This is a genomic window from Pseudomonas sp. Eqa60, from assembly GCF_018326405.1.
GTDB classification, from domain to species: Bacteria; Pseudomonadota; Gammaproteobacteria; order Pseudomonadales; family Pseudomonadaceae; genus Aquipseudomonas; species Aquipseudomonas protegens.
This window is the reverse complement of sequence record NZ_AP024342.1, coordinates 1,822,310-1,848,132: the sequence shown is the minus strand read 5'-3', so window position 1 is coordinate 1,848,132 and position 25,823 is coordinate 1,822,310. Positions and strand designations below refer to the sequence as shown.

General features: G+C 63.1%; 28 protein-coding genes and 2 pseudogenes. 17 read left to right on the top strand and 13 right to left on the bottom strand.

All coding sequences use genetic code 11. The features are described from left to right. Window positions 1–29: 29 nt before the first annotated feature. On the bottom strand, window positions 30–596 hold the full coding sequence (locus tag KI242_RS08310) for a nitroreductase family protein (protein ID WP_011059928.1): 567 nt from the start codon (window positions 594–596) through the stop codon (window positions 30–32). 122 nt (window positions 597–718) lie between these two features. Here KI242_RS08310 and KI242_RS08305 point away from each other — a divergent pair, with 122 nt between their 5' ends. Continuing rightward, a complete protein-coding gene (locus KI242_RS08305) occupies window positions 719–2,173 on the top strand; it encodes a TrkH family potassium uptake protein (protein ID WP_011059927.1) in 1,455 nt (484 codons plus the stop codon). Here the strand turns inward: KI242_RS08305 and KI242_RS08300 are convergent. Next, complete coding sequence (locus tag KI242_RS08300) at window positions 2,130–3,191, bottom strand: AraC family transcriptional regulator (protein WP_011059926.1); 1,062 nt, start codon at window positions 3,189–3,191, stop codon at window positions 2,130–2,132. The two genes, KI242_RS08305 and KI242_RS08300, sit on opposite strands and share 44 nt — an antisense overlap. Before the next feature lie 159 nt (window positions 3,192–3,350). Between KI242_RS08300 and KI242_RS08295 the strand changes: the two genes are divergently transcribed. Next, window positions 3,351–3,662: a DUF962 domain-containing protein gene (locus KI242_RS08295; RefSeq protein WP_011059925.1), complete on the top strand. Its 312-nt coding sequence runs from the start codon at window positions 3,351–3,353 to the stop codon at window positions 3,660–3,662. A gap of 74 nt (window positions 3,663–3,736) precedes the next feature. Then, on the top strand, window positions 3,737–4,327 hold the full coding sequence (locus KI242_RS08290) for a hypothetical protein (protein WP_015634600.1): 591 nt from the start codon (window positions 3,737–3,739) through the stop codon (window positions 4,325–4,327). 22 nt (window positions 4,328–4,349) lie between these two features. Here KI242_RS08290 and KI242_RS08285 read toward each other — a convergent pair whose 3' ends face one another. Then, window positions 4,350–5,171 carry a UDP-2,3-diacylglucosamine diphosphatase gene (locus tag KI242_RS08285; protein WP_015634599.1) on the bottom strand — a complete coding sequence of 274 codons (822 nt, stop codon included), beginning with the start codon at window positions 5,169–5,171 and terminating at the stop codon, window positions 4,350–4,352. Window positions 5,172–5,303: 132 nt separating this feature from the next. Here KI242_RS08285 and KI242_RS08280 point away from each other — a divergent pair, with 132 nt between their 5' ends. Next, window positions 5,304–6,119 (top strand): AraC family transcriptional regulator, encoded by an 816-nt coding sequence (locus KI242_RS08280; protein WP_015634598.1) that lies wholly within the window; start codon window positions 5,304–5,306, stop codon window positions 6,117–6,119. 51 nt (window positions 6,120–6,170) lie between these two features. Next, window positions 6,171–7,064, top strand: coding sequence for a DMT family transporter (locus KI242_RS08275; protein WP_015634597.1), 894 nt, complete (start codon window positions 6,171–6,173; stop codon window positions 7,062–7,064). Here KI242_RS08275 and KI242_RS08270 read toward each other — a convergent pair. After that, window positions 7,058–7,345: a SelT/SelW/SelH family protein gene (locus KI242_RS08270; RefSeq protein ID WP_011059920.1), complete on the bottom strand. Its 288-nt coding sequence runs from the start codon at window positions 7,343–7,345 to the stop codon at window positions 7,058–7,060. The two genes, KI242_RS08275 and KI242_RS08270, sit on opposite strands and share 7 nt — an antisense overlap. A gap of 71 nt (window positions 7,346–7,416) precedes the next feature. Between KI242_RS08270 and KI242_RS08265 the strand changes: the two genes are divergently transcribed. After that, on the top strand, window positions 7,417–9,606 hold the full coding sequence (locus KI242_RS08265; RefSeq protein ID WP_015634596.1) for a patatin-like phospholipase family protein: 2,190 nt from the start codon (window positions 7,417–7,419) through the stop codon (window positions 9,604–9,606). 96 nt (window positions 9,607–9,702) lie between these two features. Here the strand turns inward: KI242_RS08265 and KI242_RS08260 are convergent, their stop codons facing one another. Both KI242_RS08260 and recQ read right to left on the bottom strand, forming a co-directional pair. Then, window positions 9,703–10,137 carry a MarR family transcriptional regulator gene (locus KI242_RS08260; protein ID WP_011059918.1) on the bottom strand — a complete coding sequence of 145 codons (435 nt, stop codon included), beginning with the start codon at window positions 10,135–10,137 and terminating at the stop codon, window positions 9,703–9,705. A 119-nt stretch (window positions 10,138–10,256) separates the two neighbouring features. Then, a complete protein-coding gene (recQ, locus tag KI242_RS08255) occupies window positions 10,257–12,383 on the bottom strand; it encodes a DNA helicase RecQ (RefSeq protein ID WP_011059917.1) in 2,127 nt (708 codons plus the stop codon). A gap of 274 nt (window positions 12,384–12,657) precedes the next feature. Between recQ and KI242_RS08250 the strand changes: the two genes are divergently transcribed. Both KI242_RS08250 and KI242_RS08245 read left to right on the top strand, forming a co-directional pair. After that, the gene (locus KI242_RS08250) at window positions 12,658–13,245 is read left to right on the top strand and encodes a YecA family protein (RefSeq protein WP_041116614.1); all 588 of its coding nucleotides are present in this window, start codon (window positions 12,658–12,660) and stop codon (window positions 13,243–13,245) included. Between the two features lie 10 nt (window positions 13,246–13,255). Beyond that, window positions 13,256–13,651 carry a YbaN family protein gene (locus KI242_RS08245; RefSeq protein WP_011059915.1) on the top strand — a complete coding sequence of 132 codons (396 nt, stop codon included), beginning with the start codon at window positions 13,256–13,258 and terminating at the stop codon, window positions 13,649–13,651. Between the two features lie 80 nt (window positions 13,652–13,731). On the opposite strand, the gene KI242_RS08240 is transcribed toward KI242_RS08245, so the two are convergent. Both KI242_RS08240 and KI242_RS08235 read right to left on the bottom strand, forming a co-directional pair. Then, a complete protein-coding gene (locus tag KI242_RS08240; protein ID WP_015634594.1) occupies window positions 13,732–14,328 on the bottom strand; it encodes a DTW domain-containing protein in 597 nt (198 codons plus the stop codon). A gap of 9 nt (window positions 14,329–14,337) precedes the next feature. Continuing rightward, window positions 14,338–15,230 (bottom strand): annotated as a pseudogene (locus tag KI242_RS08235) (LysR family transcriptional regulator). A 359-nt stretch (window positions 15,231–15,589) separates the two neighbouring features. Here KI242_RS08235 and speB point away from each other — a divergent pair. The 6 genes and pseudogenes from speB (at window position 15,590) to KI242_RS08210 (ending at window position 19,496) form a co-directional block, all read left to right on the top strand. Next, window positions 15,590–16,540 (top strand): agmatinase, encoded by a 951-nt coding sequence (gene speB / locus KI242_RS08230; RefSeq protein ID WP_011059912.1) that lies wholly within the window; start codon window positions 15,590–15,592, stop codon window positions 16,538–16,540. Window positions 16,541–16,602: 62 nt separating this feature from the next. Beyond that, window positions 16,603–16,897: pseudogene (locus KI242_RS31695) on the top strand (DUF4440 domain-containing protein); the annotation flags it as partial. Window positions 16,898–16,918: 21 nt separating this feature from the next. Next, a complete protein-coding gene (locus tag KI242_RS08225) occupies window positions 16,919–17,134 on the top strand; it encodes a hypothetical protein (protein ID WP_019093738.1) in 216 nt (71 codons plus the stop codon). 132 nt (window positions 17,135–17,266) lie between these two features. Continuing rightward, window positions 17,267–18,646, top strand: a complete 1,380-nt coding sequence (locus tag KI242_RS08220) for a sodium:solute symporter (RefSeq protein ID WP_011059911.1) — start codon at window positions 17,267–17,269, stop codon at window positions 18,644–18,646. 304 nt (window positions 18,647–18,950) lie between these two features. Then, window positions 18,951–19,208: a phosphopantetheine-binding protein gene (locus KI242_RS08215; protein WP_072444248.1), complete on the top strand. Its 258-nt coding sequence runs from the start codon at window positions 18,951–18,953 to the stop codon at window positions 19,206–19,208. 27 nt (window positions 19,209–19,235) lie between these two features. Further along, window positions 19,236–19,496, top strand: a complete 261-nt coding sequence (locus KI242_RS08210) for a hypothetical protein (RefSeq protein WP_011059909.1) — start codon at window positions 19,236–19,238, stop codon at window positions 19,494–19,496. An 88-nt stretch (window positions 19,497–19,584) separates the two neighbouring features. Here the strand turns inward: KI242_RS08210 and KI242_RS31960 are convergent, their stop codons facing one another. Beyond that, window positions 19,585–19,713 carry a PA1414 family protein gene (locus KI242_RS31960; protein ID WP_011059908.1) on the bottom strand — a complete coding sequence of 43 codons (129 nt, stop codon included), beginning with the start codon at window positions 19,711–19,713 and terminating at the stop codon, window positions 19,585–19,587. A 133-nt stretch (window positions 19,714–19,846) separates the two neighbouring features. Further along, complete coding sequence (locus KI242_RS08205) at window positions 19,847–20,740, bottom strand: LysR family transcriptional regulator (protein WP_011059907.1); 894 nt, start codon at window positions 20,738–20,740, stop codon at window positions 19,847–19,849. A 104-nt stretch (window positions 20,741–20,844) separates the two neighbouring features. Here KI242_RS08205 and KI242_RS08200 point away from each other — a divergent pair, with 104 nt between their 5' ends. After that, a complete protein-coding gene (locus KI242_RS08200) occupies window positions 20,845–22,005 on the top strand; it encodes a YbfB/YjiJ family MFS transporter (protein ID WP_212806050.1) in 1,161 nt (386 codons plus the stop codon). A gap of 8 nt (window positions 22,006–22,013) precedes the next feature. On the opposite strand, the gene KI242_RS08195 is transcribed toward KI242_RS08200, so the two are convergent. From KI242_RS08195 to KI242_RS08185, 3 genes are all read right to left on the bottom strand, one after another. Further along, on the bottom strand, window positions 22,014–22,937 hold the full coding sequence (locus KI242_RS08195) for a DMT family transporter (protein ID WP_041774558.1): 924 nt from the start codon (window positions 22,935–22,937) through the stop codon (window positions 22,014–22,016). An 86-nt stretch (window positions 22,938–23,023) separates the two neighbouring features. After that, window positions 23,024–23,446, bottom strand: coding sequence for a DUF2177 family protein (locus KI242_RS08190; RefSeq protein WP_053149681.1), 423 nt, complete (start codon window positions 23,444–23,446; stop codon window positions 23,024–23,026). Window positions 23,447–23,474: 28 nt separating this feature from the next. Then, window positions 23,475–24,311: a S1-like domain-containing RNA-binding protein gene (locus KI242_RS08185; RefSeq protein WP_015634586.1), complete on the bottom strand. Its 837-nt coding sequence runs from the start codon at window positions 24,309–24,311 to the stop codon at window positions 23,475–23,477. A 342-nt stretch (window positions 24,312–24,653) separates the two neighbouring features. On the opposite strand from KI242_RS08185, the gene KI242_RS08180 reads away from it, so the two are divergent. Beyond that, entirely contained in the window at window positions 24,654–24,842 is a 189-nt protein-coding gene (locus KI242_RS08180; RefSeq protein WP_016962619.1) for a hypothetical protein, read from the top strand. Window positions 24,843–25,039: 197 nt separating this feature from the next. After that, a complete protein-coding gene (locus tag KI242_RS08175) occupies window positions 25,040–25,759 on the top strand; it encodes a TorF family putative porin (RefSeq protein WP_011059901.1) in 720 nt (239 codons plus the stop codon). The last annotated feature ends 64 nt before the right edge of the window (window positions 25,760–25,823 follow it).

Sequence of the window (25,823 nt, the reverse complement as noted above, 5' to 3'; positions counted from 1 at the left end):
GCGAGGTACACAGCGTTAGAAGAGGAAAATCAGGCCTTGGCAGTCCAGGCGCTGACGAACTCGGCGGTATCGACCTTGGGGGCGATCCGCGGCTCATTCAGCGGCGTGCCAAGATAAAGGAAGGCAATGATCTCTTCGCCGTCCTCCAGGCCCAGGCCCTTGGCTACATGGGGCGAGTAGGACAACTCGCCAGTACGCCACACCGCGCCGATCCCCTGGGCGTAGGCCGCCAGCAGGATACCGTGGGCCGCGCAGCCCGCTGCCAGCAACTGCTCGCTCCTGGGCACCTTGAAGTGCTCCTGCAAACGGGCGACCACCACAACCACCAGTGGTGCGCGCAGGGGCATGGCGCGGGCCTTGTCCAGGGCCGCCTGGGTCACTTCGCCGCCCTGCAGCTGTACCGCCTCCACCAGCAACTCGCCCAACTGCTCGCGTGCCGCACCTTCGACGGTAAGGAACCGCCAGGGGCGCAACTGACCATGATCCGGCGCGCGCAGGGCGGCGGCGAACAAGGCTTCGCGCTGCGCGGCGCTAGGCGCGGGCTCCACCAGGCGCGGCACGGAAACACGGTTGAGCAAAGCGTCGAGAGCCTCCATCGGCCACCTCCTGAAAAAAATGTCCGGCCATTCTAGCGGGATCTGCCGGCCGGGTGCCGGTTTACATGCCCTGCCCCGCAGGTAGAATGGGCGCCCTTCATCTACCAGCCCGAGCGGAACACATGGCGTTGCCGACCTTAAGGATCATTGGTTTCATCATCGGCATCTTCCTCATCACCCTGGCGATCGCCATGGTGGTGCCGATGGCGACCCTGGTGGTCTTCGAACGTACCGGCGACCTGCCGTCCTTCCTCTGGGCCAGCATGATCACCTTTATCGCCGGCCTGGCCCTGGTGATCCCCGGGCGCCCCGAGCACGTTCACCTGCGCCCCCGCGACATGTACCTGCTGACCGTCTCCAGTTGGCTGGTGGTGTGCATCTTTGCCGCCCTGCCATTCCTGCTGACCCAGCACATCAGCTACACCGACTCGTTCTTTGAAAGCATGTCCGGCATCACCGCCACCGGCGCCACGGTGCTCAGCGGCCTGGACAGCATGTCGCCTGGGATCCTGATCTGGCGTTCGATGCTGCACTGGCTGGGGGGCATCGGCTTTATCGGCATGGCGGTGGCGATCCTGCCGTTGCTGCGTATCGGTGGTATGCGCCTGTTCCAGACCGAATCCTCGGACCGCTCGGAAAAGGTCATGCCGCGCTCGCACATGGTCGCCCGGCTGATCGTCGCCACCTACGTGGGCATTACCATCTTTGGCAGCCTGGCGTTCTGGTGGGCCGGGATGAACGTGTTCGATGCCATCAACCACGCCATGTCGGCGATCTCCACCGGCGGTTTCTCCACCTCGGACGATTCCCTGGCCCACTGGAAACAACCGGCGGTGCACTGGGTGGCGGTGGTGGTGATGATCCTCGGCAGCCTGCCCTTCACCCTCTATGTGGCCACTTTGCGTGGCAACCGCCGGGCGCTGATCAAGGATCAGCAGGTCCAGGGCCTGCTCGGGCTGCTGCTGGTGACCTGGCTGGTACTCGGCACCTGGTACTGGTGGACCACCAACCTGCACTGGCTCGAGGCCCTGCGCCACGTGGCGCTGAACGTGACGTCGGTGGTCACCACCACCGGCTTCGCCCTGGGCGACTACAGCCTGTGGGGCAATTTCTCACTGATGCTGTTCTTTTACCTGGGGTTTGTCGGCGGCTGTTCCGGCTCCACTGCCGGCGGGATCAAGATCTTCCGCTTCCAGGTCGCCTACATCCTGCTCAAGGCCAACCTCAATCAACTGATTCACCCGAGGGCGGTGATCAAGCAGAAGTACAACGGCCATCGCCTGGACGAAGAAATCGTCCGCTCGATCCTGACCTTCTCGTTCTTCTTCGCCATCACCATCTGCATGATCGCCCTGGCCCTGTCGCTGCTGGGCCTGGACTGGATGACCGCCCTCACCGGTGCCGCCAGCACCGTGTCGGGCGTGGGCCCGGGCCTGGGCGAAACCATCGGCCCGGCCGGCAACTTCTCGACCCTGCCGGACGCCGCCAAGTGGATCCTGTCCCTGGGCATGCTCCTGGGCCGGCTGGAAATCATCACGGTGTTCGTGTTGTGTATTCCGGCATTCTGGCGTCATTGACCGGGGCCGGCGCGGCCTGTAACCGCGCTCGGTACTCACCGGGCGTGGCATCGAACCAGCGGCGGAATGCACGGAAGAAGTTGCTCGGGTCGGCAAACCCCAGCAAGTAGGCAATTTCCAGCAGGGTCATGCGCGGCTGCGCCAGGTACTGCTCTGCCAGTTCCCGGCGGGTGTCATCCAGCAGCGCCTGAAAGCTGGTGCCCTCTTCCTGCAGGCGGCGCTGCAAGGTGCGCTGGGACAGGTGCAGCGTCTGCGCCACCATCTCGCGCTTGGGCTCCCCCTGGGGCAGCAGGCGACACAAGACCTGCCGCGCCTTGTGGGTCACCCGGCTTTCGGAGAAGCGCGCCAGGTATTCGCCGGCGAAACGATCGTGCAGCAGGGCCATGGCCTCGTTGGCGGTGGGCAGCGTGGCCTCCATGTCGGCACGCTCGAAGATCAGCGCATCAAAGGGCGCGGCAAACACCAGGGGCGCGTGGAACATGTCCTTGTAGGGTTGCAGGTCCCCGGGCTGCTCGCCCTGCAGCAACACCTTGCGCGGCTGCAACGCGCGCCCCGTCAGCCAGCCGCACAAGGCCAGGGCACAGGCCAGCGAAGCCTCGGCACTTTGCCGGGTGGGCGGTAAATGGTCGCCATGCACCGTCAGGATCAGTGCATAGCCCTCGGGAAGAAGGCGGAAACTCAAGTCAGCGCTTTCGGCAATGATCCGCTGATAACGCACCAGCCGCTGAAACCCCTCCGCCAGGGTACGACTCGACATCAATGCATACCCGGCCACGTGAAAAGACGCCGGACGCACCACCTTGCCCATGTTCAGGCCGATCGCCGGGTTGCCGGAAAGCTCGACGGCGCGCTGCCAGAGCCGGGTCATGGAGTCCTGGGTGAAGCGCGCGTCGGGATCTTCCAGGGCACCGTAGTCGAGCCCCAGCTGCTTGAACAGGGCCCGGCAATCCAGGCCGTCCATCTCCAGGGCCTTGACGATTCCCAGGGTCCAGCTTGCAGAAGTCGTTCGTTCGCTCATGAGGGGTTCTTACATGATGAGCCGCATGCTACGGCCAATTTCCCAAGGATACTAAAGTGGCGCCTATTGTCACTGGCCTGCGCCGCCAAGGACTCTAGACTCAAATAAGCTCCCCGCCGAACATCCGCCGACAGAACAACAGACACAGAGATCGCGGCCATGGAAAACATCCGACAGTTCAACAGCTTCGCCGAGTTCTACCCCTACTACCTGAGCGAGCACAGCGACAGCACCTGCCGACGCCTGCACTTCATCGGCACCAGCCTGGTGATCTTTATCCTCGCCCTGGCCATCGGCAAAGGCGCCTGGTGGCTGCTGCTGGTGTTGCCGATAGCCGGCTATGGCTTCGCCTGGGTCGGGCATTTCTTCTTCGAGAAAAACCGCCCGGCCACCTTCCAGCATCCGCTGTACAGCCTGCTGGGGGACTTCGTCATGTACCGCGACATGATCCTCGGCAAGGTGCCCTTCTAGACCCCAGGGCCGCCAGCGGCTCCCCAGAGGGCCAGGCCTTGCAGACCCGCCCCATGACAACAAGAGGATGGCCGATGAACACCCATGCGCGCTTTACCCATATGCAGGACGGCACCCAGGAGGACTGGGCGATCATCGCCGCGGATTTCAGTGCCTACGCCAAGCAGTTGCCGACACGCATCCTGGCCCACCTGCAATTGCTGGAAGGCGACTTCGGCGGCTTCCCGGTGGACCGCCTGACCCATTCGCTGCAGACCGCCAGCCGTGCCTGGCACGACGGGCGCGACGAGGAATACGTGGTCTGCGCCCTGCTCCACGACATTGGCGATACCCTGGGTTCCTATAACCATCCGGATATCGCCGCCGCCATTCTCAAGCCCTTTGTCAGCCCGGAAAACCTGTGGATGGTGGAGAAGCACGGGATCTTCCAGGGTTACTACTTCTTCCATCACCTGGGCATGGATCGTCACCTGCGCGAGCAGTTCAGTGACCACCCGCTGTACCAGTACACCGCCGAGTTCTGCGCCAAGTACGACGCCGCCGCCTTCGATCCGGCCTACGAGAGCCTGCCCCTGAGCTTCTTCGAGCCCATGCTGCAACGGCTGTTCGCCCAGCCCCGGCAGTCGCTGTACAAGGCGGCCATGGAGCAGGCCAGCCCGGCCTGAAAAACGGTGGCCGGCCCAGGGCTCAGGCCGGCTCCGCGACTTTCATCCGCTCAGCCTTGAGCAGGGCCTCACGGGCCTGGGCCTCGGCCAGGCGATAGAGTTCGATGCTGCCGTCCCAGTGCTCGATCAGGGCCGTGCAGGACTCCACCCAGTCACCGCAATTGAGGTAATCCACCTCGCCCACCTTGCGGATCTCGGCATGGTGAATATGGCCACAGACCACCCCGTGCAACTCGCGCTTGACGCATTCGTGGGCAATGGCTTCCTCGAAATCGCTGATGAAGCTCACCGCCGTCTTGACCTTGTGCTTGAGGTAGGCCGACAGCGACCAGTAGCCATAGCCATAACGCGCCCGCCAGTGGTTGAGCCAGCGGTTGAGGGTCAGAGTGAACTCGTAGGCCGAGTCGCCGAGAAAGGCCAGCCAGCGGTGATAGCGGGTAATCACATCGAACTGATCGCCGTGGATCACCAGCAGATGACGCCCGTCCGCAGTGACATGTACCGCCTCGTCCACCAGTTGGATATTGCCGAGAATCAGCCTGGAGTAGCGCCGCAGGAATTCGTCGTGGTTGCCGGTGACGTAGATCACCTCGGTACCACGCTTGCTCATGGTCAGCAGGCGCCGGATCACGTTGGTATGGGCCTGGGGCCAGTACATGCCGCCGCGCAGCTTCCAACCATCGATGATGTCGCCCACCAGATAGATACGATCGGCGTGATAGGCCTTGAGAAAGCGCGCCAGGTGTTCGGCCTGGCAATCCCGGGTGCCCAGGTGCACATCTGAAATCCACAGGGTCCGCACCCGTTGCTTGCGGCTGGGCTTGGCGAGTTCGGCATGGGTCATGGACGCTCTCCTGGATTTTTTGCGAGCTTGCGCCCCAGCGATTAATAGCCCATGACACAAATGCGGCAGTGCGATGACAGCGCGAAACGCCCGACCGCCGGTGTAGACTGGCCGCCTGCCAAGGAGACCGTGATGGGATCTATCCTCACTCTGCGCCACTACACCCATGACCTGATCGCCCACAGCCACGAACATGCGCAACTGGTGTTCGGCCTGCGTGGCCAGCTCGATTTCGAAGTCGAAGGCCAGGGCAGCCAGGTGCAGCAGCAGAGCTTCGTGGTGGTGCCGGCCGGCGCCCGGCATGTCTGCGGCAGCCCCAGCGGCAGCCATTGCCTGGTGCTGGACATACCCGGCGAACACTGGGTTCAGCAATCGTTGGGGGAACATGCAGAGGCCAGTCGGCGTTTGCTCGATGCGCCCCGACACCAGGTCCTGGGGCCGAGCCAGAGCCGCCTGGTCAACTGGCTGGCGGACAGCCCGGTGGACGACCCCTTGATTGCCCAGCAAGGCGCGGTCTTGCTGCTGGCCAGCCTCAATCATCGCGCCGACAGCCAGCCCCGCGAGCGCCGCCTGCCCTATGCCGCCCTGAATGCCCATATCGATCATCACGCCGCCCACCCCTTGCAGGTGGCCGACCTGGCCCGTATCGCCGGGCTGTCCGCTGCCCGCCTGCATGCACGGTTCATCGCCGAGTGCGGGGCCAGCCCCATGGAATACGTGCGACGCCGGCGCTTGCACATGGCCCTGGAACTGTTGCGCGGATCGACCTTGCCCATGGGCGAAATCGCCAGCCGCGTGGGTTACAGCTCCCAGAGTGCCTTTGCCGCGGCGATACTGCGGCAGTACGGCCACTCGCCGCGCCAACTGCGCCAAGGGGCAGACGCTAGTCCCTCGACAAAAAACGCCAGGATCGCGACAGACCAACAGGCCGCCCCGCCCGTAGACTGAGCCCATTGCCGCCTAAGGCCATTACTGCCCGTCTTGTGGTTAAGGATAAAAATGACTCCGCGTACCGCCCTTGGCGCCTTGCATATCGGTGCCCTGATGTTCGGCCTGACCGGTGTATTCGGTAAGCTCGCCGCCGCTTCGCCCGCGGTCATCGTCTTCGGCCGTGCAGCCTTTGCCGTGCTCGCCCTGGGCGTCTTCGCCCGCCTGGCGAGCAACACCCCCTGGCAGAAACTGGCCGCCACCGATTGGCGGCGCCTGCTGCTCAGCGGCCTGCTGCTGGCCGGGCACTGGGTGAGTTTCTTCGTGGCGGTGAAGGTCGCGGGGGTGGCTATCGCAACCCTGGGCTTTGCCAGTTTCCCGGCGTTCACCGTGATTCTCGAAGGCCTGATCTTCCGCGAGCGGATCCGCTTCAACGAAATGCTGTTGGTGCTGCTGGTCAGCATCGGCCTGGTGCTGGTGACCCCGGACTTCGACCTGGCCAGCCAGGCCACCACCGGCCTGCTCTGGGCCGTGGGCTCGGGCCTGCTGTTTGCGCTGCTGTCACTGAACAACCGTGCCAGCTCCGGGCGGATCCCCGCGGTGCAGGCGGCGCTCTGTCAAAACGTGGTGGTCGCCCTGTGCCTGTTGCCGGTGGCGGCTCCCGAGCTTGGCCAGGTGCGGGCCATGGACTGGCTGTGGATCAGCCTGCTGGGAATTTTCTGCACCGGTCTGGCCCACAGCCTGTTTGTCGCCAGCCTGGCAGTGATCAAGGCGCGCACCGCAGCGGTGGTGTTTGCCCTGGAACCGGTCTACGGAATTACCGTGGCCTGGTTGCTGTTCGGCGAAAACCCGACCCTGCGCATGTTGTTCGGTGGGGCCTTGATCATCGTTGCCATCGTGGTTTCAAGCCGCCTTTCGGCGGGTTCGGGCAGCAAGGCAGCCACGGCTGAAGCCGGCTCTCACTGAGTACGGTCGTTGTGGCCCAGGTCGCGCTCGGGGTCGATCTGGTCGCGAACCCGCTGCTTCAGCACCTTGGCCTCGGGAAAGCCACCATCGGCCTTGCGCTCCCAGATCTGCACGCCATCGCAGGTGATGCGAAAGGCCCCGCCGGTTGCCGGCTCCAGGGACACCTTGCCCAGGTCGTCGCTGAAGGTGCTCAACAGCTCCTGGGCCAGCCACGCCGCCCGCAGTAGCCACTGGCATTGGGTGCAATAGGTGATGATCACTTCGGGTTTACGTTCAGTCATGGTACGGCCGACTCCTGGATTCAAGGGCGTCGTTATAATAGCCGGCTTTATCGCCCGCCCCGAGAACCGTAATGCGCCGCCTGCTGTCCTGCCTGTTCCTCTGCCTGCTGCCCTTGCTTGCTCAATCTGCCGAAGCGCCACGACCGAAAATCGGCCTGGTGCTGTCTGGGGGCGCCGCCCGCGGCCTGGCCCACATCGGGGTGCTCAAGGCCCTGGAGGAACAGGGCATCCGCATCGACGCCATCGCCGGCACCAGCATGGGCGCGGTGATCGGCGGGCTGTATGCCTCGGGCTACAAGATCGACGAGCTGGAAAAGCTTGCGCTGAACATCGACTGGCGACAGGCCTTGTCCGATGCCCCGCCCCGGGAAGACGTGCCGTTCCGGCGCAAGCAGGACGACCGGGATTTTCTGGTCAAGCAGAAGCTCAGCTTCCGCGACGATGGCAGCCTGGGCCTGCCGCTGGGGGTGATCCAGGGACAGAACCTGGCACTGCTGCTGGAAAGCAAGCTGGCCCACGCCAGCGATACCCGTGACTTCGACAAGCTGCCGATCCCCTTCCGGGCCGTGGCCACCGATATCGCCAGCGGCGAGAAAGTGGTGTTTCGCAAGGGCCACCTGCCCCAGGTGATCCGCGCCAGCATGTCGATCCCGGCGGTCTTCGCACCGGTGGAACTGGATGGCCGTCTGCTGGTGGACGGCGGCATGACCGATAACATTCCCCTGGACGTGGCGCGGGACATGGGAGTCGACATCGCCATCGTGGTGGACATCGGCACACCGCTGCGTTCGCGCAAGCAACTCAATACCGTGGTCGACGTGCTCAACCAGTCCATCACCCTGATGACCCGGCGCAACTCGGAGGTGCAACTGGCGGCACTGCACAAGGACGACGTACTGATCCAGCCAGCGCTGTCGAGCTTTGGCGTTACCGACTTTGGCCGGGCCCAGGAAATGATCGACGCCGGCTACCGCGCCACCCGTATCCTCGACGCGCGCCTGGCCCGTCTGCGTCCGGCCCATGCGCTGGATGCCGAACTGACCGCTGCGCGCCAGCCCAGCCAGCGCACGCCGATCATCAGCGCGATCAAGGTGGAAAACGACTCCAAGGTCAGCGACGAAGTGATCCGCTACTACATCCGCCAGCGCATCGGCGAGCCGCTGGACCTGGGCCGCCTGGAAACCGACATGGGCACCCTGTACGGCCTGGATTTCTTCGAACAGGTGCAGTATCGCGTAGCCCACAAGGGGCAGGACAACACCCTGGTGATCAGCGCCCGGGGCAAGCGCAGTGGTACCGACTACCTGCGCCTGGGGCTGAACCTGTCCGATGACATGCGTGGCGACAGCGCGTTCAATATCGGCGCCAGCTACCGCATGAACGGCATCAACAGCCTGGGTGCAGAATGGCTGACCCGGGTGCAGATCGGTGATCAGCAGGAACTCTACAGCGAGTTCTACCAGCCACTGGATGCCGGTTCACGCTACTTCATTGCGCCCTTCATCGCCGCCGAAGCGCAAAACGTCGAGGCGGTGCTGGACAACGACCCGATCGCCGAATATCGCGTGGAACGCTACGGTTTCGGGCTCAACCTCGGGCGCCAGATCGGCAACAGCGGCGAAGTGCGTTTCGGCGTCGGCGAGGCCTGGGGCAAGGCCGATGTGCGCATCGGCGACCATAACCTGCCCAGCGAAAACTTCAACGAAGGCTACTACCAGTTGCAGTACTCCTTCGACTCGCTGGACAACGTCTACTTTCCTCACTCCGGCGAAGACATCAAGCTGAGCCTGCGCCAGTTCGAACCGAGCCTGGGTTCGGACAATCGCTACCGGCAGTGGGAGTTCAAGCTGGACAAGGCGCTGAGCAGCGGCCCCAATACCTTTGTCCTAGGCGGTCGCTATGGCCGGACCCTGGACAACGCCGACGTGGTGACGTCCAGCTTCCTGCTCGGTGGAGCTCGACAACTGTCCGGTTTCCGTCAGGACGCCCTCTCCGGGCAGAACATCAGCCTGGCTCGCGCCGTGTACTTCCGTCGCCTGACACCGCGCTCCTACCTGCCCCTGGACTTTCCACTGTACCTGGGAGGCTCGCTGGAGCGGGGCCGGGTGTGGAACAACGACAATGCCTTCGACAGCGGCTACATCAACGCGGCAAGCATCTTTCTCGGCTTCGACACGCCGCTGGGGCCGCTGAACTTCAGCTACGGCTTCAACGACGACAACCAGAAAGCCCTGTCACTGAATCTGGGCCAGACCTTTTGACAGGCACGCAAAAAACGCCCCTGGGCGCAGCAGGCTTGAATTCGGAATGGCAGAGGAACAAGACAAACCGGGGTCAGGCAACCCCGGTTGAAGGCGTCAGGATTTTTCCAGATTGGCCAGGATGCGTTCATGAACGCGAATGCAGACCCGCAGGTCTTCTTCGTCAACGCCAACGAACAGCTCATGACGCAGGGCGGTGGCGATGGTTTCGATCTGTTCGATCAAGGGCCGGGCGGACGGACAGAGAACGATTTTCTTCGCCCGGCGATCTTCCACCACCGACTGGCGCTGAACCAGGCCCTGGGTTTCCAGGCTGTCCAGCAGCCGGGCCAGGGTCGGCCCTTCTACGCCGACGCTTTGCGCCAGCTCGCGCTGAGTGGGCGCCTCTTCGAAGCGAGCCAAATGCAACAGCACCAGCCAGCGGGCCTGGGACAGGCCGAGCCCCGCCAGGCGGCGGTCCAGTTCGGCACGCCAGCCGCGAGACATATGCGCCAGCTGCATACCAAAACGGTGTTCATCGGTTAACGGCATAAAACACTCATGATCAGACTGAAAATAAAGAAAAACTAATTATTAGTCAGCTAAGCATGCCCCTTGCCCGGAGGCAAGGCCTGTAAAGGACTGAATCGTTACAACATTGACGCACCCCTTCACATTTCAAACTCCGACTCCAAGGCCGCACGCACGCAATACAGCACCCCTTCCGGCACCCTTCCGGCAAACACCGGGATAACCTCGGCTACTGGCGGCAACTCGCCCTCGCCGTCGAGGAACGCATCCTGGATCTCTCCCAGCAGGTCTTCCGGCAAGTCCAGGGCCTGCTCCAGCGACAGCTGCTGCTTACCGATGGCTTCGGCGAGCAGGGTGTAGACGTTCTTTTCCGTGCACTGCAACTGGCCGGCGATCTGCACCGGGGTCATCCCTGCACGAGCCAGGGTGATCAGTTCATGGCGCAGGTCGGCAACCACTTTCGGCGCCTCGACACCGCCGCCGAGGACTTCGAGGAAGGCTGCGCCATAACGTTCCAGCTTGCGCGCACCCACGCCGCTGACCTCGGCCATTTCGGCCATGGAGCCGGGCTGGCTGCGGAGCATTTCGAGCAAGGTGGAATCGGGGAAAATGACATAAGGCGGCACCCCATGTTCTTCCGCCAGCTTGCGTCGCAGGGCCCGCAGCGCCTCCCACTGCTCGCGCTCCTCGCCCCGTACCAGCTGGCTGGCCTGGCTGGTGCTGCTCTTGGGGGTGGTTTGCGGCTTGAGATCACGACGCAACTCCAGGGTCACTTCGCCCTTGAGCAGCGGGCGGCAGCTGTCGCTCAGGCGCAGGCCGCCATAACCTTCCAGATCGATGTCGGCCAGGCCGCGGGCCACCAGCTGGCGGAACAGCGAGCGCCATTCGCCTTCGCTGCGGGCCTTGCCGACACCAAATACCGACAGGTGCTGATGGCCGAAACTGCGGACCTTTTCCGTGTCCTTGCCCAGCAGCACATCCACCAGGTGACCGACACCGTAGCGCTGGCCAGTGCGATAGATCGCCGACAGCGCCTGGCGTGCCGGCTCGGTGGCGTCCCAGGTCTGTACCCCATCGACGCAGTTGTCGCAGTGACCGCAGGGTTGCGGCATGTCTTCATCGAAATAGGCCAGCAGGGTCTGGCGCCGGCAACGGGTTTCCTCGCACAGAGCCAGCATCGCATCGAGCTTGTGCTGCTCAAGACGCTTGTGGCGCTCGTCGCCCTCGGAGTTCTGCAGCATCTGCTTGAGCATCAGCACGTCCTGCAGCCCGTAAGCCATCCAGGCGTCTGCCGGCAGGCCGTCACGACCGGCGCGACCGGTCTCCTGGTAGTAGGCTTCCAGTGACTTGGGCAAGTCCATGTGGGCCACGAAGCGCACGTTGGGCTTGTCGATGCCCATGCCGAAGGCAATGGTGGCCACCATGATCAGGCCTTCTTCGTTGAGGAAGCGCTTCTGGTGATAGGCCCGCAGCTCATTGGGCAACCCGGCATGGTAGGGCAGCGCGGTGAAACCCTGCTCGCAGAGAAATGCAGCCACTTCGTCGACCTTTTTGCGCGACAGGCAATAGACGATCCCGGCATCGCTGCGCCGCTCGTTGAGGAAGGCCTGCAACTGCTTGCGTGGCTGCTCCTTGGGCACGATGCGATAGAAGATGTTCGGCCGGTCGAAGCTGGAGAGAAAACGCTCGGCGTCCTGCAGGTGCAGGCGATTGACGATCTCTTCCCGGGTGCGCTTGTCAGCCGTGGCAGTCAGGGCAATGCGCGGCACCTGGGGGAACATTTCCGCCAGTTGCCCCAATTGCAGGTATTCGGGGCGGAAGTCGTGGCCCCACTGGGACACACAGTGGGCTTCATCAATCGCGAACAAGGCGATTTCCAAGCTCTGCAGAAACGCCAGCATGCGCGGCTGGACCAGGCGCTCGGGGGCCAGGTAGAGCATCTTCACTTCGCCGCGCCGGATGCGCGCGGCCAGGTCACGCTGCTGCTCTGCGCTGAGGGTGGAGTTCAAGGCTGCCGCCGCGACACCGAGTTCCTCTAGGGTCGCAACCTGGTCGTCCATCAGCGCGATCAGCGGCGAAACCACCACCGCCAGCCCTTCGCGAAGTAGCGCTGGGACCTGGAAACACAGCGACTTGCCACCACCGGTGGGCATCAGTACCAAGGCATCGCCGCCGCTGGCCACGCGCTCAATGATCGCACCTTGGCGACCACGGAAACTGTCGTAGCCGAAGATGTCCTTGAGGACGCGTTGAGCCTGTTCGAGCATGAAAAACTCCAAAAATCGCTGAAATCCCTGGGGGCAGACTGGACGAAAAGCCGGCACGCTTCACCGACATTTGCGTTAGCGGACTTGTCCGGAACGGACGGCCAGCCTGCAGGGCATCACAAAACGCGCGAGTATACCCGACCCCTTCCCGGCAGAGGGCACCGACAATGGACCGCTGGTAACCTTTAGAACCGCTCAAATCGGCACCGCGGCTGGCTTGAGCGCGCAAGAAAGCCTAGAATTCAGCATCGTTTATTCCCCAAGGTAGCCGTCAATGTCCTTCGCTGAGCAACTAACCCGCCTGCAAGTCTTCCTCGATGCAGATGATCTGCACGACGAGGCGCTGGACTACGTGGCCGCTCACGGCTACCTGACCGCGCTGTCCATCTGCTCGGAAAGCGTTCCGGACCGTGAATGGATCGACGCCCTGTTCGCCGAAGAGCCGCACTACCGTGACGACGCCGAACGCGAAGCCATCGAGTCGACCCTGCTGGCCCTCAAGGCGCACATCGCCCGCCAACTGGCTTCCGACGAAGAATTCGAGCTGCCCTGCGAACTCGACCTGGGCGACGACCCGGACGACTCCGACCTGCGCGGCTGGTGCATCGGCTTCATGGAAGGCGTGTTCCTGCGTGAAGCGGCCTGGTTCGAAACCGCCGAGGAAGAAGTCAGCGAGATGCTGCTGCCGATCATGGTGGGTTCCGGCCTGTTCGACGAACAGCCGGAGTTCTCCGACATCGCCAGCGATGCCAACCTGATGGACGACATGATCGTGCAGATCCCGGAAGCGCTGACCGCGCTGTACCTGCTGTGCAACGCCCCCGACGAAAAACCTGCACTGCTCAAGCCGCGCCACCACTGAGTCGTTGCCTATGGCCAAGCCCATAGGCCAACGCCCCCTGCTATGGCGTTACGTTCTGCTGGCCATCGGCTGGTCGAGCGTAGCGCTGGGGGTAGTGGGTATCTTCCTTCCTGTATTGCCTACCACGCCTTTCCTGCTGCTGGCAGCCGCCTGCTTTGCCCGTAGCTCGCCACGCTTCTACCAATGGCTGGTGCAACACCCGCGCCTGGGTCCGTGGATCCGCGACTATCTCGACGGCAACGGCATTCCGCTCAAGGGCAAGGTCTACGCCATCGGCCTGATGTGGTTGAGCATCGGCTTCTCCTGCTACCTGGTGCCATCGCCCTGGGCCCGGGGCTTCATGCTGACCAGCGCGGTGCTGGTGAGTCTCTATATCCTACGGCAGAAGACCCTGCGGCGCTCCTGAAGGTTTGTGGGGTGGCCGGCAAGCGCGGGGCCACCGCGCACCATCGCCGCCTGCGGCAGCGGCGCCAGATTCGGGAGCGGTCAGGATTTGGCGTGGTTGCGCTGGTAGGTGTCTTCGCCCATCGCGGCAATCTGCCCTTCGATCAGGGCCTCGAAAGGCCGCAACAGCGGCTCGAACGAAGCAGGAGCTTCAAGTACCTGCAATGCCTGAACGATCGCTTCCACAGTGGACAAGGCTCCCGGCCCCGGGGCCTTGCGCAGGCGATAGCGAGACTCCACCCCAGTCGCCAGGGTCACCCTTGGCAGCGCCGCCAGCAACGGATTGAGGTGCAGCAACTTGCGCGCCTTGCGCCAGGTGCCGTCGGGCACCACCAGCAGCAGCGGTGCATCCGTCTCGGCATAGGCCTGCAATGGCCGGGCATCATCCGCCGGGAACAGCAGGCATGCTCGATATCCGGGCTGGTCGAGCAACGCCGGCAGCTCCTCGAACACCTCCCCCACCACCAGTTCGGCGTTGTTCAGCCCCAACGCCGCCAGACGTGCGGTGTTCAAGGCATGATTGACCTCACTGGGATGCTGCAACAACAGCACTCGGGTGCGGCTGGGTAGCTGCGGAATCAGCGGGCACAGACAATGGCCCGCAGGGCGCAGGCAACGCTCGCAGCGTGCTCGAGACATGGGACCTCCTTATGACTGGTTGAGCTGCGCCTTGAGCAGGTCGCGAAAGGTCTGGATCAGCGGCTCTCGACCGCGTCCGCGACGCATGATCATGGAGAACGGCGCCTGGTAGCCAAAGGTTGCCGGCAGCAGCACCCGCAAGTCGCCCTTGTCCGCCCAGGCCTGGGCGTAATGTTCCGGCAGGTAGCCGATGTAGGCGCCGGACAGCACCAGGATCAACTGCGCCTCCATGCTCTCCACCGTCGCCGCACTGTGCTTGAAGCCGTGCCGGGCCAGTTCGGCCTGGCTCCAGTAGCCGCGGCCGACCATGCGTTGCTGGGTGATCACCTGCTCGGGAATGCGCCGCTCGCTGTACAGCGGGTGACGGTTGCTGCAATACAGCCAATGCTGCTCGCGGTACAGCGGCATGTACACCAGGCCGCTCATGCGCGTGGAAAAGGCACCGATGGCCAGGTCCAGGCGATTGTCCTGCACCCCCAGCTGCAACTCGTGGGGCTCATCACCGACAGGTGCAGGTGCACCGCCGGATGCTCCTGGCTATAGGCGCCGATGGCCTCGGCGAACGGCAGGGCCTTATCGCTCACCGTGGAGTCGATCACCCCCAGGTTCAAGGTCCCGCGAAGCTCGCCCTTGAGGGCTGCGGCGTACTGTTCGAAACCTTCCAGCTCGCCCAGCAGGCGCAGGGTTTCCTGGTGGAACAGCTCGCCCTTGCTGGTCAGGCTGAAACCGCCCCGGCCACGGTGGCAGAGCACCAGGCCCAGGGATGCCTCCAGCTGGCTCATGTAGGTGCTGATGGCCGAGGTGGAAAGATTGAGTTCGTGCTGGGCGTTGGCGAACCCCTGATGCCGCACCACGCTGACGAAGATGCGCAATAGTTTCAGATCAGGTAAAGCGTTGGCCATGACAGGCTCCGATAACAGGCAAAACGACAACGTCCCTGCGGCGAGGGTGCGGGTTCTCGCCGAGCGGCAAAGCAATCCCGATGGCCTCCATGCCCGCTTTCAATCCAACCCTGCAACCCGGATAACGGCGGCTGCACCACCGGACGGGAGCAAGCTCCCTCGCCACCAAGGGCCTGGGGAGCAGCGCGGGAGTCTAGCGCGCCATCGGCCATTAGTTTAGAAAAATCTGAACTAAGTATTTGTTCGTAGCGATTCTTTCCCCGCACTACATTTCGCAGAATCGGCCCCACTCGGTTGCTCGGGCAGGATTCGCTGCGCCGTCGACCCCATAAATATAAAACAACGATGAGGCCTATCCCGTGGACAAGATTCTCCACCAACCACTGGGCGGCAACGAAATGCCGCGCTTCGGCGGCATCGCCACCATGATGCGTCTTCCCCATCTGCAATCCGCTGCCGGCCTGGACGCTGCGTTCGTCGGCGTGCCCCTGGACATCGGCACCTCGCTGCGTGCCGGCACCCGTTTCGGCCCGCGGGAAATCCGTGCCGAATCAGTCATGATCCGCCCTTACAACATGGCCACCGGTGCTGCCCCGTTCGACTCGCTGTCGGTGGCCGACATCGGCGACGTAGCGATCAACACCTTCAACCTGCTGGACGCGGTGCGCATCATCGAAGAAGCCTATGACGGCATCCTCGAACACAACGTGATTCCCCTGACCCTGGGCGGCGACCACACCATCACCCTGCCGATCCTGCGGGCCATCCACAAGAAACACGGCAAGGTCGGGCTGGTGCACATCGATGCCCACGCCGATGTCAACGACCACATGTTCGGTGAGAAGATCGCCCACGGCACCACCTTCCGCCGCGCCGTGGAAGAAGGCCTGCTGGACTGCGACCGCGTGGTGCAGATCGGCCTGCGCGCCCAGGGCTACACCGCCGAAGACTTCAACTGGAGCCGCAAGCAGGGCTTTCGCGTGGTCCAGGCCGAAGAATGCTGGCACAAATCCCTGGAGCCCTTGATGGCCGAAGTCCGCGAGAAAGTCGGCAACGGCCCGGTGTACCTGAGCTTCGACATCGACGGCATCGACCCGGCCTGGGCCCCAGGTACCGGCACCCCGGAAATCGGTGGCCTGACCACCATCCAGGCCATCGAGATTGTCCGTGGCTGCCAGGGCCTGGACCTGGTGGGCTGCGACCTGGTGGAGGTTTCGCCGCCTTATGACACCACCGGCAATACCTCGCTGCTGGGCGCCAACCTGCTGTACGAAATGCTCTGCGTACTGCCTGGCGTCGCCCATCGCTGAGACTCAGCACATGCTGCGCGCCGCCAGACCGTTTGCGGCGCAAAGCGGTACTACCCGCTTCATCTTTACCCCGTCCTCGGCTGCTGTTGCGCAATGCCTGCCAGGCATTAGCCGGGCCGATGACGGGCCAAGGATGGTTCCGAGGTGCGGTGACGCATCCCGGACAACGCCGTCGTCCGCCCACAAGGGGACGGCGCCGGATTGACTCATGACGTAGCCACGAAGCTGCGCATGCAAGGGGAGCAAGACTTCAGCCAGGAACGCGAAACCATTGGGTCTTGCACAAAACAACAAGGCCTCTGGCTGGCCTGTCACAACCATTTGTCCGCTGTGCCGGAAGGGCTGCCACCCCCTTAGCCAATGTGATCGGAGCAGATCATGAATAACAACAAAGAAAAAAACCCTAGCAACATCGCAACCAACAGGATCGGACAGATCCTCGAGCACCAGCGCGACACCAGGCCTTGCGACCTGTTTCGCCTGCCCCCCGGCCTGGCCAGCACCGCCATCGCCACTCTCGAAACTGCGCACTCCAGCATGGCCAGCCGCTGTACCAGCGGGCTGCTGGCAAGTCGCGCGCTACTGCCCGGATAACCTCCTGGAGCGGCCGGCCTCGCGATAGAGCCCCTGGGTCTTGCACACGACTTGACCCCGCCTTCGCTGAGCAGCCAGCACCTGCATGAACCGTTTGTTTCACATAAAAAAGATAATCGGAGACACGCCACCATGGCTTTAGATCTATTTGTCGTACTCATCTATGCCGCCGGCATGCTCGTACTCGGCTACTACGGCATGCGCAAGGCCAAGACCCACGAGGACTACCTGGTGGCCGGCCGCAACCTGGGCCCGACCCTGTACATGGGCACCATGGCCGCCACGGTCCTGGGCGGTGCCTCCACCGTCGGCACCGTGCGCCTGGGCTATGTCCACGGCATTTCCGGTTTCTGGCTGTGCGCCGCCCTGGGGGCGGGGATCATTGCCCTGAACCTGCTGCTGGCCAAGCCGCTGCTCAAGCTGCGCATCTTCACCGTCACCCAGGTGCTGGAGAAGCGCTACAACCCCATGGCCCGCCAGGCCAGCGCAGTGATCATGCTGGCCTACGCGCTGATGATCGGGGTGACTTCGATCCTCGCCATCGGCACCGTTCTGCAAGTGCTGTTCGGCCTGCCGTTCTGGGTTTCGGTTTTGCTGGGCGGCGGCGTGGTGGTGGTGTACTCGGCGATCGGCGGCATGTGGTCGCTGACCCTGACCGACATCGTCCAGTTCGTGATCAAGACCGTCGGCCTGATGTTCATCCTGTTGCCGATCTGCCTGTACCGCGTAGGCGGCTGGGATGAGTTGGTGGCCAAGCTGCCAGCGTCCAGTTTCAGCTTCACCGCCATCGGCTGGGACACCATCATCACCTACTTCATGATCTACTTCTTCGGCATCCTGATCGGCCAGGACATCTGGCAACGGGTGTTCACCGCCAAGACCGAGAAAGTCGCGCAATACGCCGGCACCCTGGCGGGCTTCTACTGCATCCTCTACGGCCTGGCCTGCGCCCTGATCGGCATGGCCGCCCATGTTCTGCTGCCGGACCTGGACAACGTCAACAACGCCTTTGCCGCCATCGTCAAAGCCTCGCTGCCGGACGGCATCCGTGGCCTGGTGATCGCTGCGGCGCTGGCCGCCATGATGTCCACTGCCAGCGCCGGCCTGCTGGCCGCCTCCACCACCCTGACTGAAGACCTGCTGCCAAGGCTGCGCGGCGGCAAGCAATCGAGCCTGGGGATCAACCGCCTGTTCACCTTCCTCACCGGCATCGTGGTGCTGGGCATTGCCCTGGTGGTCAACGACGTGATCAGCGCCCTGACCCTGGCCTACAACCTGTTGGTGGGCGGCATGCTGATCCCGCTGATCGGCGCCATTTTCTGGAAACGCGCCACCACTGCCGGCGCTATCGCCAGCATGGGCCTGGGCTTCGTCACGGCTCTGGCCTTCATGTTCAAGGACGGCCTGGATGCCAACACACCGATCTACTACAGCCTGGCCGTGGGCCTGGTGAGTTTCGTGGTGGTGAGCCTGGCTTCCCGGCGCCCTGCGCCCCTGGCCAACGCAATCTGACGTGAAGCCGGAGGTCTGAAGCTTTTCTTCGACGGGTGCGGCGTCGGTGGCCGCACCCGTTTTTTTTCGCCTGGCAAAAGCCTCGCGGCAGCGACGGGCAAAGCCCGCAGCCATTTTCGTCAGGGCCATGAATGGACGAATGGTTACCCCGCCGGAAAAAAACCTGTGCTGTACTCAGATCCAGCGACGACTGTTCCCGCAGGAAAACAGTACAAGGATCGCTGGCCGCCTCAGTGCACGCTATCGCTTCACCCTTGGATGGGGTCATAAAACAATAAGAGCCTCTCCCTGCCCCGAGGTGTTTATGGACCGTTTCTCCATCCAGCAAAGCATCCGTCATGCCATCGATGCACAAATGGCCCAGAAGTGGCCAATCCCGCCCTGCCAGGCCCGCGAACACGACACCTACTCCCTGGACCTCAAGGCCCTGCTGCACAGCCTGGAGCGAGAGTTCAACATTCGCCTGGATCCCGACCGCGACCTGTATCGAATCAGCAGCATCAGCGAGCTGAGCCTGTTCATCCTGGAAAAGACCCGCGCCGACGCTGCCCGTCCCGCCTGACCTGCTGTCGTATCGGGAGCAACGCAGATGAACCGGGCCCAAGCGCGCGCGGCAGTGCACCTGCTCATTCGCCACTGGCTGGATGAGCCTGTGGATTTCGATGACCAGAGCGGTCTCTCTGAACTGGGGCTGGACAGGGATGATATCGAGGCGCTGCTGTGGCGCCTGGAGGACAGGTTCGACCTGGGTGTCTTGCCCCGTGAAGAGCAGCGAGCGCTCGGGCAACTGGAAAGGGTGGATGACCTGGTGCAATGGTTATTGGAAAAGGCCCGGCAAAACCAGGATTGACCCGATTGCCCCAGGCCTGTGGCCCAGCGACTGCCGGCTAGAAGACATCCGCGAGAGCCGGAGCCTGCACTCCGCTCTCGCCTCTGCTTCAGCGACGACGTTGTTGACGGCGCCGCAGCTCTTCGTCGGTAGGAATCGGCACCGGTTGCAGCGGTGGCTCGATCAGGCCCAGTGCGACGCCAAGGTCGTGCAGCCAGCTTTGCAGTTTGTCTTTCATAGTGCCCCCTCAGGGTCGTGCCGAGCGGCGATACTGCGCCGCCTCAAGCAGATAATAGCCCTATCTTTTCCAGCGCGCTGCTGCGCAATGGCAATGAACTGTTACTGGATTAAAGCCAATGGCCATCGGGTGCTCAAGCATGGGCCCGCGCCTGCTGCGCAAGCTGCACGCCAGCGCCTTGTTGCAGCTCGATCCAGGCATTGAGGTTGGCCCCGACCATGCCCTTGCGCCACATCAGCCAGGTAGTGGCACGGGCAAAAGGCTCGGCCAGGGCATGCACCGCCACGCTTTCGCGCCCCGGCAGGCTGTCGAGCATCGACTGAGCCATCAGCGCCACCCCGGAACCGGCGATCACACAGGCCAGCATGCCCTGATAGGACTCGATCTCCATGGCCCGCCCCATCGCGGCGTGGTAGTGGGCAAACCAGGATTCCAGACGCATGCGATAGGAGCAGCCCTGGCGAAAGGTGAACACCGCACGGCCCTCCACGTCCCGGGCCGTACGCACCGGCGGATGGTCGGCTTCGCTGATCAGTACCAGGGTCTCGTCGCACAGGGGCACGCCATCCAGGCCTGCCAGCTCCAGCGGCCCGTCCACCAGGGCTGCATCCAGGCGCCCGGTGAGCAAGCCTTCGAGCAACTCGCCGCTGGGCCCGGACTGCACCTGCAGGTTCACCGCCGGATAGGCCCGGTGATAACGCGCCAGCAATGCAGGCAAGTGAATCGCCGCGGTGCTGTACATGGTGCCCAGGACAAACTCCCCGGCCGGCTGACCGCCCTGCACCGCGGCATGGGCCTCGTCGTGCAAGGCGAACAGGCGCGCGGCGTAATCCAGCAGCACCTTGCCCGCCGGCGACAACTGCAGGCGCTGACGCTCGCGCAGGAACAGTTCGACCCCCAGTTGCTCCTCCAGTTGCTTGAGCCGGGTCGAGAGGTTCGACGGCACTCGGTGCAGGCGCTCGGCGGCGCGAGTGATGGAGCCTTCCTCGGCCACGGCCTGGAAGATGCGCAATTGGCTGAACTCCATGACTTTCTCCAAAACTGAACAAGTTACTCAATATTATTCATTTTTAAAGAAAGTCAATCAGTCCTAGCCTGACGGTCATTGTCCCCATCGATGGAAAGCCGACCATGTCTCCCCTGCTCCGCCTGCTCGCCAGCTTCATTGCCCTGATGATGGCCATGGGCATTGGCCGCTTCGCCCTGACCCCGCAACTGCCGCACCTGATCAGCGAAGGCCAGGTCGACCTGACCGCCGCCGGGCTGATTGCCGCCGCCAATTACCTGGGCTATTTCCTCGGAGCCCTGGACGCCATGTTCGCCCGGCGTCCGGCCCAGGTGCGCCTGCGCCTGCTGGGCGGCTTGTGGCTGTGCGTGCTGCTGACCCTGGCCTCGTTCTGGGCCCAGGGCTTCTGGCCGCACCTGCTGCTGCGCTTCGGCACCGGGGTGGCCAGCGCCTGGGTGCTGGTGATGATCACGGCGCTGAGCCAACCCCTGGCCCAGGCGGCGGGGCGGCCACGCCTCGGGGCCCTGGTGTTCGCCGGCCCGGGGCTGGGCATCATGCTAACCGGGCTACTGGCCCTGGGCTCCAATCTTCTGGGGCAAAGCTCGGCCAACCTGTGGCTGCTGTATGCCGCGGTCGCCTTGTTGATGCTGCTGGTGATCCTGCCGATCCTGCCCCCGGCCTCGGCGCGCCCCAGTGGCGAAACGCAGAGCGCCTGCGCCACTGAGCACAGCGTGGCGCGCCTGGGGCTGGTCTACGCCCTGTATGGCGTGGGCTACATCATCCCCGCGACCTTCCTTTCGCAGATGGCCAATGCGCGCTTCCAGGGCCAGTGGCAGGCCGACCTGTTCTGGCCCGGTTTCGGCCTGGCCGCGGCCCTGGGCGTGGCCCTGGCCAGCCTGCGTCGGCACACCCCGCACAGCACCCGGCAATGGCTGATGGCGACCTTGTGGCTGCAGGCCGCCGGGGTCTTTGCCTGCCTGCTGGGCAGTGGCCTGGGGCTGGTATTGGGCGTGTTGCTGTGCGGCACGCCGTTCCTGGCCTGCATGCAGTTGGTGATGCAGCGCTCCCGGGAACTGGCACCGCAGTCGGCCCAGCGCAACGCCGGCCTGCTCACTGCCTGCTTTGCCGTGGGCCAGTTGAGCGGCCCGTTGCTGGCCGCCCTGAGCAGCCACTTCAGCGGCGACCTGCAGCTGGCGCTGGTGGTGGCGGGCTGCGGCTTGCTGATCGGCGCCAGCCTGCTCTGGCAACTGCGACCAACGGCACAGCGCTGTGCGGTCGTCTCGTGAAGCGCGGGCTACAACAAGCGCTGGATCCGCCGCCGCAGCCACTGTTCGGCGCTGACGAAGGTAATACCCAGCAGCACCAGCATTGCCCCCAGCACGAAGTTGAGGCTCAAGGGCTCGTCCAGTAACAGCACGCCGAAGGTCACGCCGAACATTGGGGTCATGAAGGAAAACACTGCCAGGTTCGCCGCCAGATAACGCCGCAGCAGCCAGAACCAGGTCAGGTAGCTGAAGAACGATACCACCAGCCCCTGGAACAACACGCTGGCCACCGCTACCGGCGTCAGGCTGACCTGGGTCACCTGGCCGCTGAGCACGGCGATCAGCAACAGGCCGACGAAACCGACGATCAACTGATAGAACAGGGTCAGGGTCGCCGGCGCCTCGGACAGCCGCGAAGCCCGCACCACCACTGTGGTCGCGCCCCAGGCCAGCCCCGCCAGCAATCCCAGAATGTCGCCCAGGAGCATGCGCCGGTCCAGGTTGTCCAGGGAGATCCCGCCGGCAAAGGCAATGCTGATGCCGATAAAGGCCAGGACGATCCCCAACCATTGCAAGGGCCGCAAGCGTTCGCTGGGCAACAGCCAATTGACCCCAAGGGCGGTGAAGATCGGTGCGGTGTAGAGAAACACCGACATGTGCGCGGCACTGGTGAGCTTCAGGCCTTCGGCGATAAACAGGAACTCCAGGCCGAACAGAGCGCCGGCCAGCAAGCCGCCGCGCCAGGTACTGGAAACCTGGGACCAGCCGCCTTTCCAGCACATCAGTAGAGCCACCAGCAGCGCCGAGATCCCCGAACGGGCGGCCGCCTGCATGATGGGCGCAATGTCCGCCGCAGCCCACTTGATCATCACCTGCTGCACGCCCCAGATCAGGCACAGCCCCAACATCACCTGCAGGGCAAACCCATCGGCGTTGCGCCGTTCGATGCTCACCGCCATACCTCACATTGATTCAATGACATGACCCCTACCCGAAATAAAGAACTGCCGCCGCGCCTGACGGGTCCCCTGGAGCAGACCTAGTTCCCGCCGTTTGCGCCAGGCGCCCAGCGGCAGGCACAGAAGACGCCGAAACTGCAGGCCAGGGCACTGGCCAGCATGCCCCAGGCCATGTCCAGCAGCGCCAGGGAAGCCGACCAGCCCTGCAAGGTCGCCCAGTTGCTCAGGTCATAAGTGCCGTAGGCCACCAGCCCGAGCAGCGCCCCCAGGCACGCAGCCCGGCGCCAGCCGCCCTGCTGCAGGGCGGGCCGCACGGCGAACAGCAGGCAACCGCTAACGTAGAGGAGGTAGAACAGCGCTGCCGGCAACAGCCGTGGCTGTTCCAGCAGCAGCGCCCCCAACTGGGCCCGGTAGGTTTCGCCCATCATCAGCCCCAGCCAGAGCGCGTCGAGTAGCAGGAACGCCAGCAAGGTGGCGAGCCAGGCAACCAGCGTGGTTTTCATAAGCCTCGCCCGCAGCGTGAAGTGAGTCTCAGCTTAGCTCGATACGATCCGCGTGAATGACAATCTGGCCCTGCTTGTAGAGGGCACCGATGGCCTTCTTGAAGTTGCCCTTGCTAACCCCGAACAAACTGCTGATCAAGGCCGGGTCGCTCTTGTCGCTGACCGCCAGCGAGCCATCGTTTTCCCGCAACTTGGCGAGGATCTTCGAGTTCAGGCTGGTAGCCGCCTGTTCACCGATAGGTTGCAAACTCAGGCTGATCTTGCCGTCGGCGCGCACTTCCTTGATGAAACCTTTCTCTTGCATCCCCGAGCGCAGGAACTTGAACACTTCGTTCTTGTGGATCAGGCCCCAGTGCTTGTTGTTGATGATGGCCTTGAAGCCCATGTCAGTGGACTCGGCCACCAGCAAGTCGACTTCCTGGCCGGCCTTGTAGTTGGCCGGCGTCTTGTCCAGGTAGCGGTCCAGACGGGCCGTGGCGGTAATACGGCGAGTGTGCTTGTCCAAGTAGACATGCACCACGCAGTATTCGCCGGCGTTCATCTGGCGCTTTTCCTCGGAGTACGGCAGCAGCAGATCCTTGGGCAGCCCCCAGTCCAGGAACACCCCGATACTGTTAACTTCGACGACTTTAAGACTGGCGAACTCACCAACTTGAACTTTCGGCTTTTCGGTAGTTGCGATTAACTTGTCAGCACTGTCCAAGTAAACAAAAACATTCAGCCAGTCTTCATCTTCACTGGGAATGTCCTTGGGGATATAACGATTGGGCAGCAATATTTCGCCGTCCGCCCCACCGTCCAGATACAAACCAAAGTTAGTGTGTTTAACCACTTGCAAACTGTTGTAGCGCCCGACTAAAGCCATTTCCAATACCCTCATTGCGTGGGCGGCATTCTACCTGTTTTCCAGGCCTGCGTTGACGCTCCTGAATCGCCGGCCACGAAATCCTTGATTTTTCTGGCGTTCCCAGCGCTCAACCGGCCGCTCGTCAGGCAAACAGCCGTGCATAGAGCCTTTGCGGAGCACAGCGAGAGGGCATTTTTTTCGATGGGTCCTTAGTTAAAACAGCGACTTAGGAAAATATCCGAAAAATAAACTTAGGAAAAACAGCAGGAAGCGCCTTTCTGTTCCAGGGGATATTTACCAAGCAATTGTCAAGTATTTCTGATAAGATGCCTGGCCAAATTAATTTTCCCGAAAGGTTAAATGGCCGCCATGCGAGTAAAAGCCTCCAACAGCAAAGCAAAACCAGCTCCCGCCGTTGAAACCAGTGAATCGATCAACGAACAGATCGCAGCGTTCCTGAAATCGGGCGGCGAAATCCAGCAGATCGCCAAAGGCGTCAGCGGCCAGACTTTCGGCCCGTCCAAGCAGATCAGCCTGGGCAAGAAGTAACTCCCCCGCGCATTATCCTGGTCCCTTAGCGCTTTGCCCTCAAAGCGCTAGGACTGGCACCCCCTCTCCTCCCCACTACCAGCAAATCGACGAACGGCCTTCAGCCAATGGCATTCGCCGGTATCCTTTACCCCCTCTAGATCAATCGTTTCAGCCGCCTTTCAGGTTGTCGCTCCGCGCAGTTCAGGGAGTGCTGCATGCTCAAATCCTCGTTGCTGGCCTGCAGCCTGCTGTTGGCCTGCCCCATTGCCCATGGGCAAATCTTCCAGCGCGAGCTGGGGGATTTCGACCTCAAGCTGGGCACCAGCCCCAGCCGCAGCATGGCCCAGGGCCTGGTCAAGCCGTCCTCAAGCGGCTCGTTCCACGGCGGCCTCGACCTGAGCCACGACAGTGGCTGGTATGCCGGCCAGTGGGCCCCCAGCATGGGCCTGAGCCCCTCCAGCAAACTGGAGGTGGATTCCTACCTGGGCTTCAAGCAGCCCTTCGACCAGACCCTGGGCTACGAACTGGGAATGATCCACTACAACTACCCGCAGTTGCGGACCCAGGACAGCCAGGAATTCTACGGCGGCCTGACCCTGCTCGGCAGCCGCTTCGGCGCGGCCTTCAGCAATGACCCGGACAAACGCAACAGCACCCTGTTCGCTGACCTGGGCGGCAACGTACCGTTCGGCATTGGCGTCAGCGTCAAATACACCACCCATCAACTGAACAATGGCGTCTCGATCGCCGACGGCGGCTACGTGGCCGGCTTCAATGACTGGTCGATCAAGCTCTCGCGCCCCTGGCTGGGGATCGACCTGAACCTGATCTACAGTGACTCCAGCCTCAGCGGCAACGACTGCAGCGCCTACTCCGGGCATAACCCGCAATGCGACGGCCTGCTCACCTTCAAGGCCGAACGGGCGTTCTACTGAACGTCTGAACTGCGAGGCGCCTTCAGGGTTCAGATACAGCAACCCGCACTCGCAAGGACTCGAA

What these genes read in the sequence shown, in the direction of transcription:
- KI242_RS08310 (WP_011059928.1), bottom strand. Translation starts at nt 596, where the DNA reads ATGGAGGCTCTCGACGCTTTGCTCAACCGTGTTTCCGTGCCGCGCCTG.
- KI242_RS08305 (WP_011059927.1), top strand. Translation starts at nt 719, where the DNA reads ATGGCGTTGCCGACCTTAAGGATCATTGGTTTCATCATCGGCATCTTC.
- KI242_RS08300 (WP_011059926.1), bottom strand. Translation starts at nt 3,191, where the DNA reads ATGAGCGAACGAACGACTTCTGCAAGCTGGACCCTGGGAATCGTCAAG.
- KI242_RS08295 (WP_011059925.1), top strand. Translation starts at nt 3,351, where the DNA reads ATGGAAAACATCCGACAGTTCAACAGCTTCGCCGAGTTCTACCCCTAC.
- KI242_RS08290 (WP_015634600.1), top strand. Translation starts at nt 3,737, where the DNA reads ATGAACACCCATGCGCGCTTTACCCATATGCAGGACGGCACCCAGGAG.
- KI242_RS08285 (WP_015634599.1), bottom strand. Translation starts at nt 5,171, where the DNA reads ATGACCCATGCCGAACTCGCCAAGCCCAGCCGCAAGCAACGGGTGCGG.
- KI242_RS08280 (WP_015634598.1), top strand. Translation starts at nt 5,304, where the DNA reads ATGGGATCTATCCTCACTCTGCGCCACTACACCCATGACCTGATCGCC.
- KI242_RS08275 (WP_015634597.1), top strand. Translation starts at nt 6,171, where the DNA reads ATGACTCCGCGTACCGCCCTTGGCGCCTTGCATATCGGTGCCCTGATG.
- KI242_RS08270 (WP_011059920.1), bottom strand. Translation starts at nt 7,345, where the DNA reads ATGACTGAACGTAAACCCGAAGTGATCATCACCTATTGCACCCAATGC.
- KI242_RS08265 (WP_015634596.1), top strand. Translation starts at nt 7,417, where the DNA reads ATGCGCCGCCTGCTGTCCTGCCTGTTCCTCTGCCTGCTGCCCTTGCTT.
- KI242_RS08260 (WP_011059918.1), bottom strand. Translation starts at nt 10,137, where the DNA reads ATGCCGTTAACCGATGAACACCGTTTTGGTATGCAGCTGGCGCATATG.
- recQ (WP_011059917.1), bottom strand. Translation starts at nt 12,383, where the DNA reads ATGCTCGAACAGGCTCAACGCGTCCTCAAGGACATCTTCGGCTACGAC.
- KI242_RS08250 (WP_041116614.1), top strand. Translation starts at nt 12,658, where the DNA reads ATGTCCTTCGCTGAGCAACTAACCCGCCTGCAAGTCTTCCTCGATGCA.
- KI242_RS08245 (WP_011059915.1), top strand. Translation starts at nt 13,256, where the DNA reads ATGGCCAAGCCCATAGGCCAACGCCCCCTGCTATGGCGTTACGTTCTG.
- KI242_RS08240 (WP_015634594.1), bottom strand. Translation starts at nt 14,328, where the DNA reads ATGTCTCGAGCACGCTGCGAGCGTTGCCTGCGCCCTGCGGGCCATTGT.
- KI242_RS08225 (WP_019093738.1), top strand. Translation starts at nt 16,919, where the DNA reads ATGAATAACAACAAAGAAAAAAACCCTAGCAACATCGCAACCAACAGG.
- KI242_RS08220 (WP_011059911.1), top strand. Translation starts at nt 17,267, where the DNA reads ATGGCTTTAGATCTATTTGTCGTACTCATCTATGCCGCCGGCATGCTC.
- KI242_RS08215 (WP_072444248.1), top strand. Translation starts at nt 18,951, where the DNA reads ATGGACCGTTTCTCCATCCAGCAAAGCATCCGTCATGCCATCGATGCA.
- KI242_RS08210 (WP_011059909.1), top strand. Translation starts at nt 19,236, where the DNA reads ATGAACCGGGCCCAAGCGCGCGCGGCAGTGCACCTGCTCATTCGCCAC.
- KI242_RS31960 (WP_011059908.1), bottom strand. Translation starts at nt 19,713, where the DNA reads ATGAAAGACAAACTGCAAAGCTGGCTGCACGACCTTGGCGTCGCACTG.
- KI242_RS08205 (WP_011059907.1), bottom strand. Translation starts at nt 20,740, where the DNA reads ATGGAGTTCAGCCAATTGCGCATCTTCCAGGCCGTGGCCGAGGAAGGC.
- KI242_RS08200 (WP_212806050.1), top strand. Translation starts at nt 20,845, where the DNA reads ATGTCTCCCCTGCTCCGCCTGCTCGCCAGCTTCATTGCCCTGATGATG.
- KI242_RS08190 (WP_053149681.1), bottom strand. Translation starts at nt 23,446, where the DNA reads ATGAAAACCACGCTGGTTGCCTGGCTCGCCACCTTGCTGGCGTTCCTG.
- KI242_RS08185 (WP_015634586.1), bottom strand. Translation starts at nt 24,311, where the DNA reads ATGGCTTTAGTCGGGCGCTACAACAGTTTGCAAGTGGTTAAACACACT.
- KI242_RS08180 (WP_016962619.1), top strand. Translation starts at nt 24,654, where the DNA reads ATGGCCGCCATGCGAGTAAAAGCCTCCAACAGCAAAGCAAAACCAGCT.
- KI242_RS08175 (WP_011059901.1), top strand. Translation starts at nt 25,040, where the DNA reads ATGCTCAAATCCTCGTTGCTGGCCTGCAGCCTGCTGTTGGCCTGCCCC.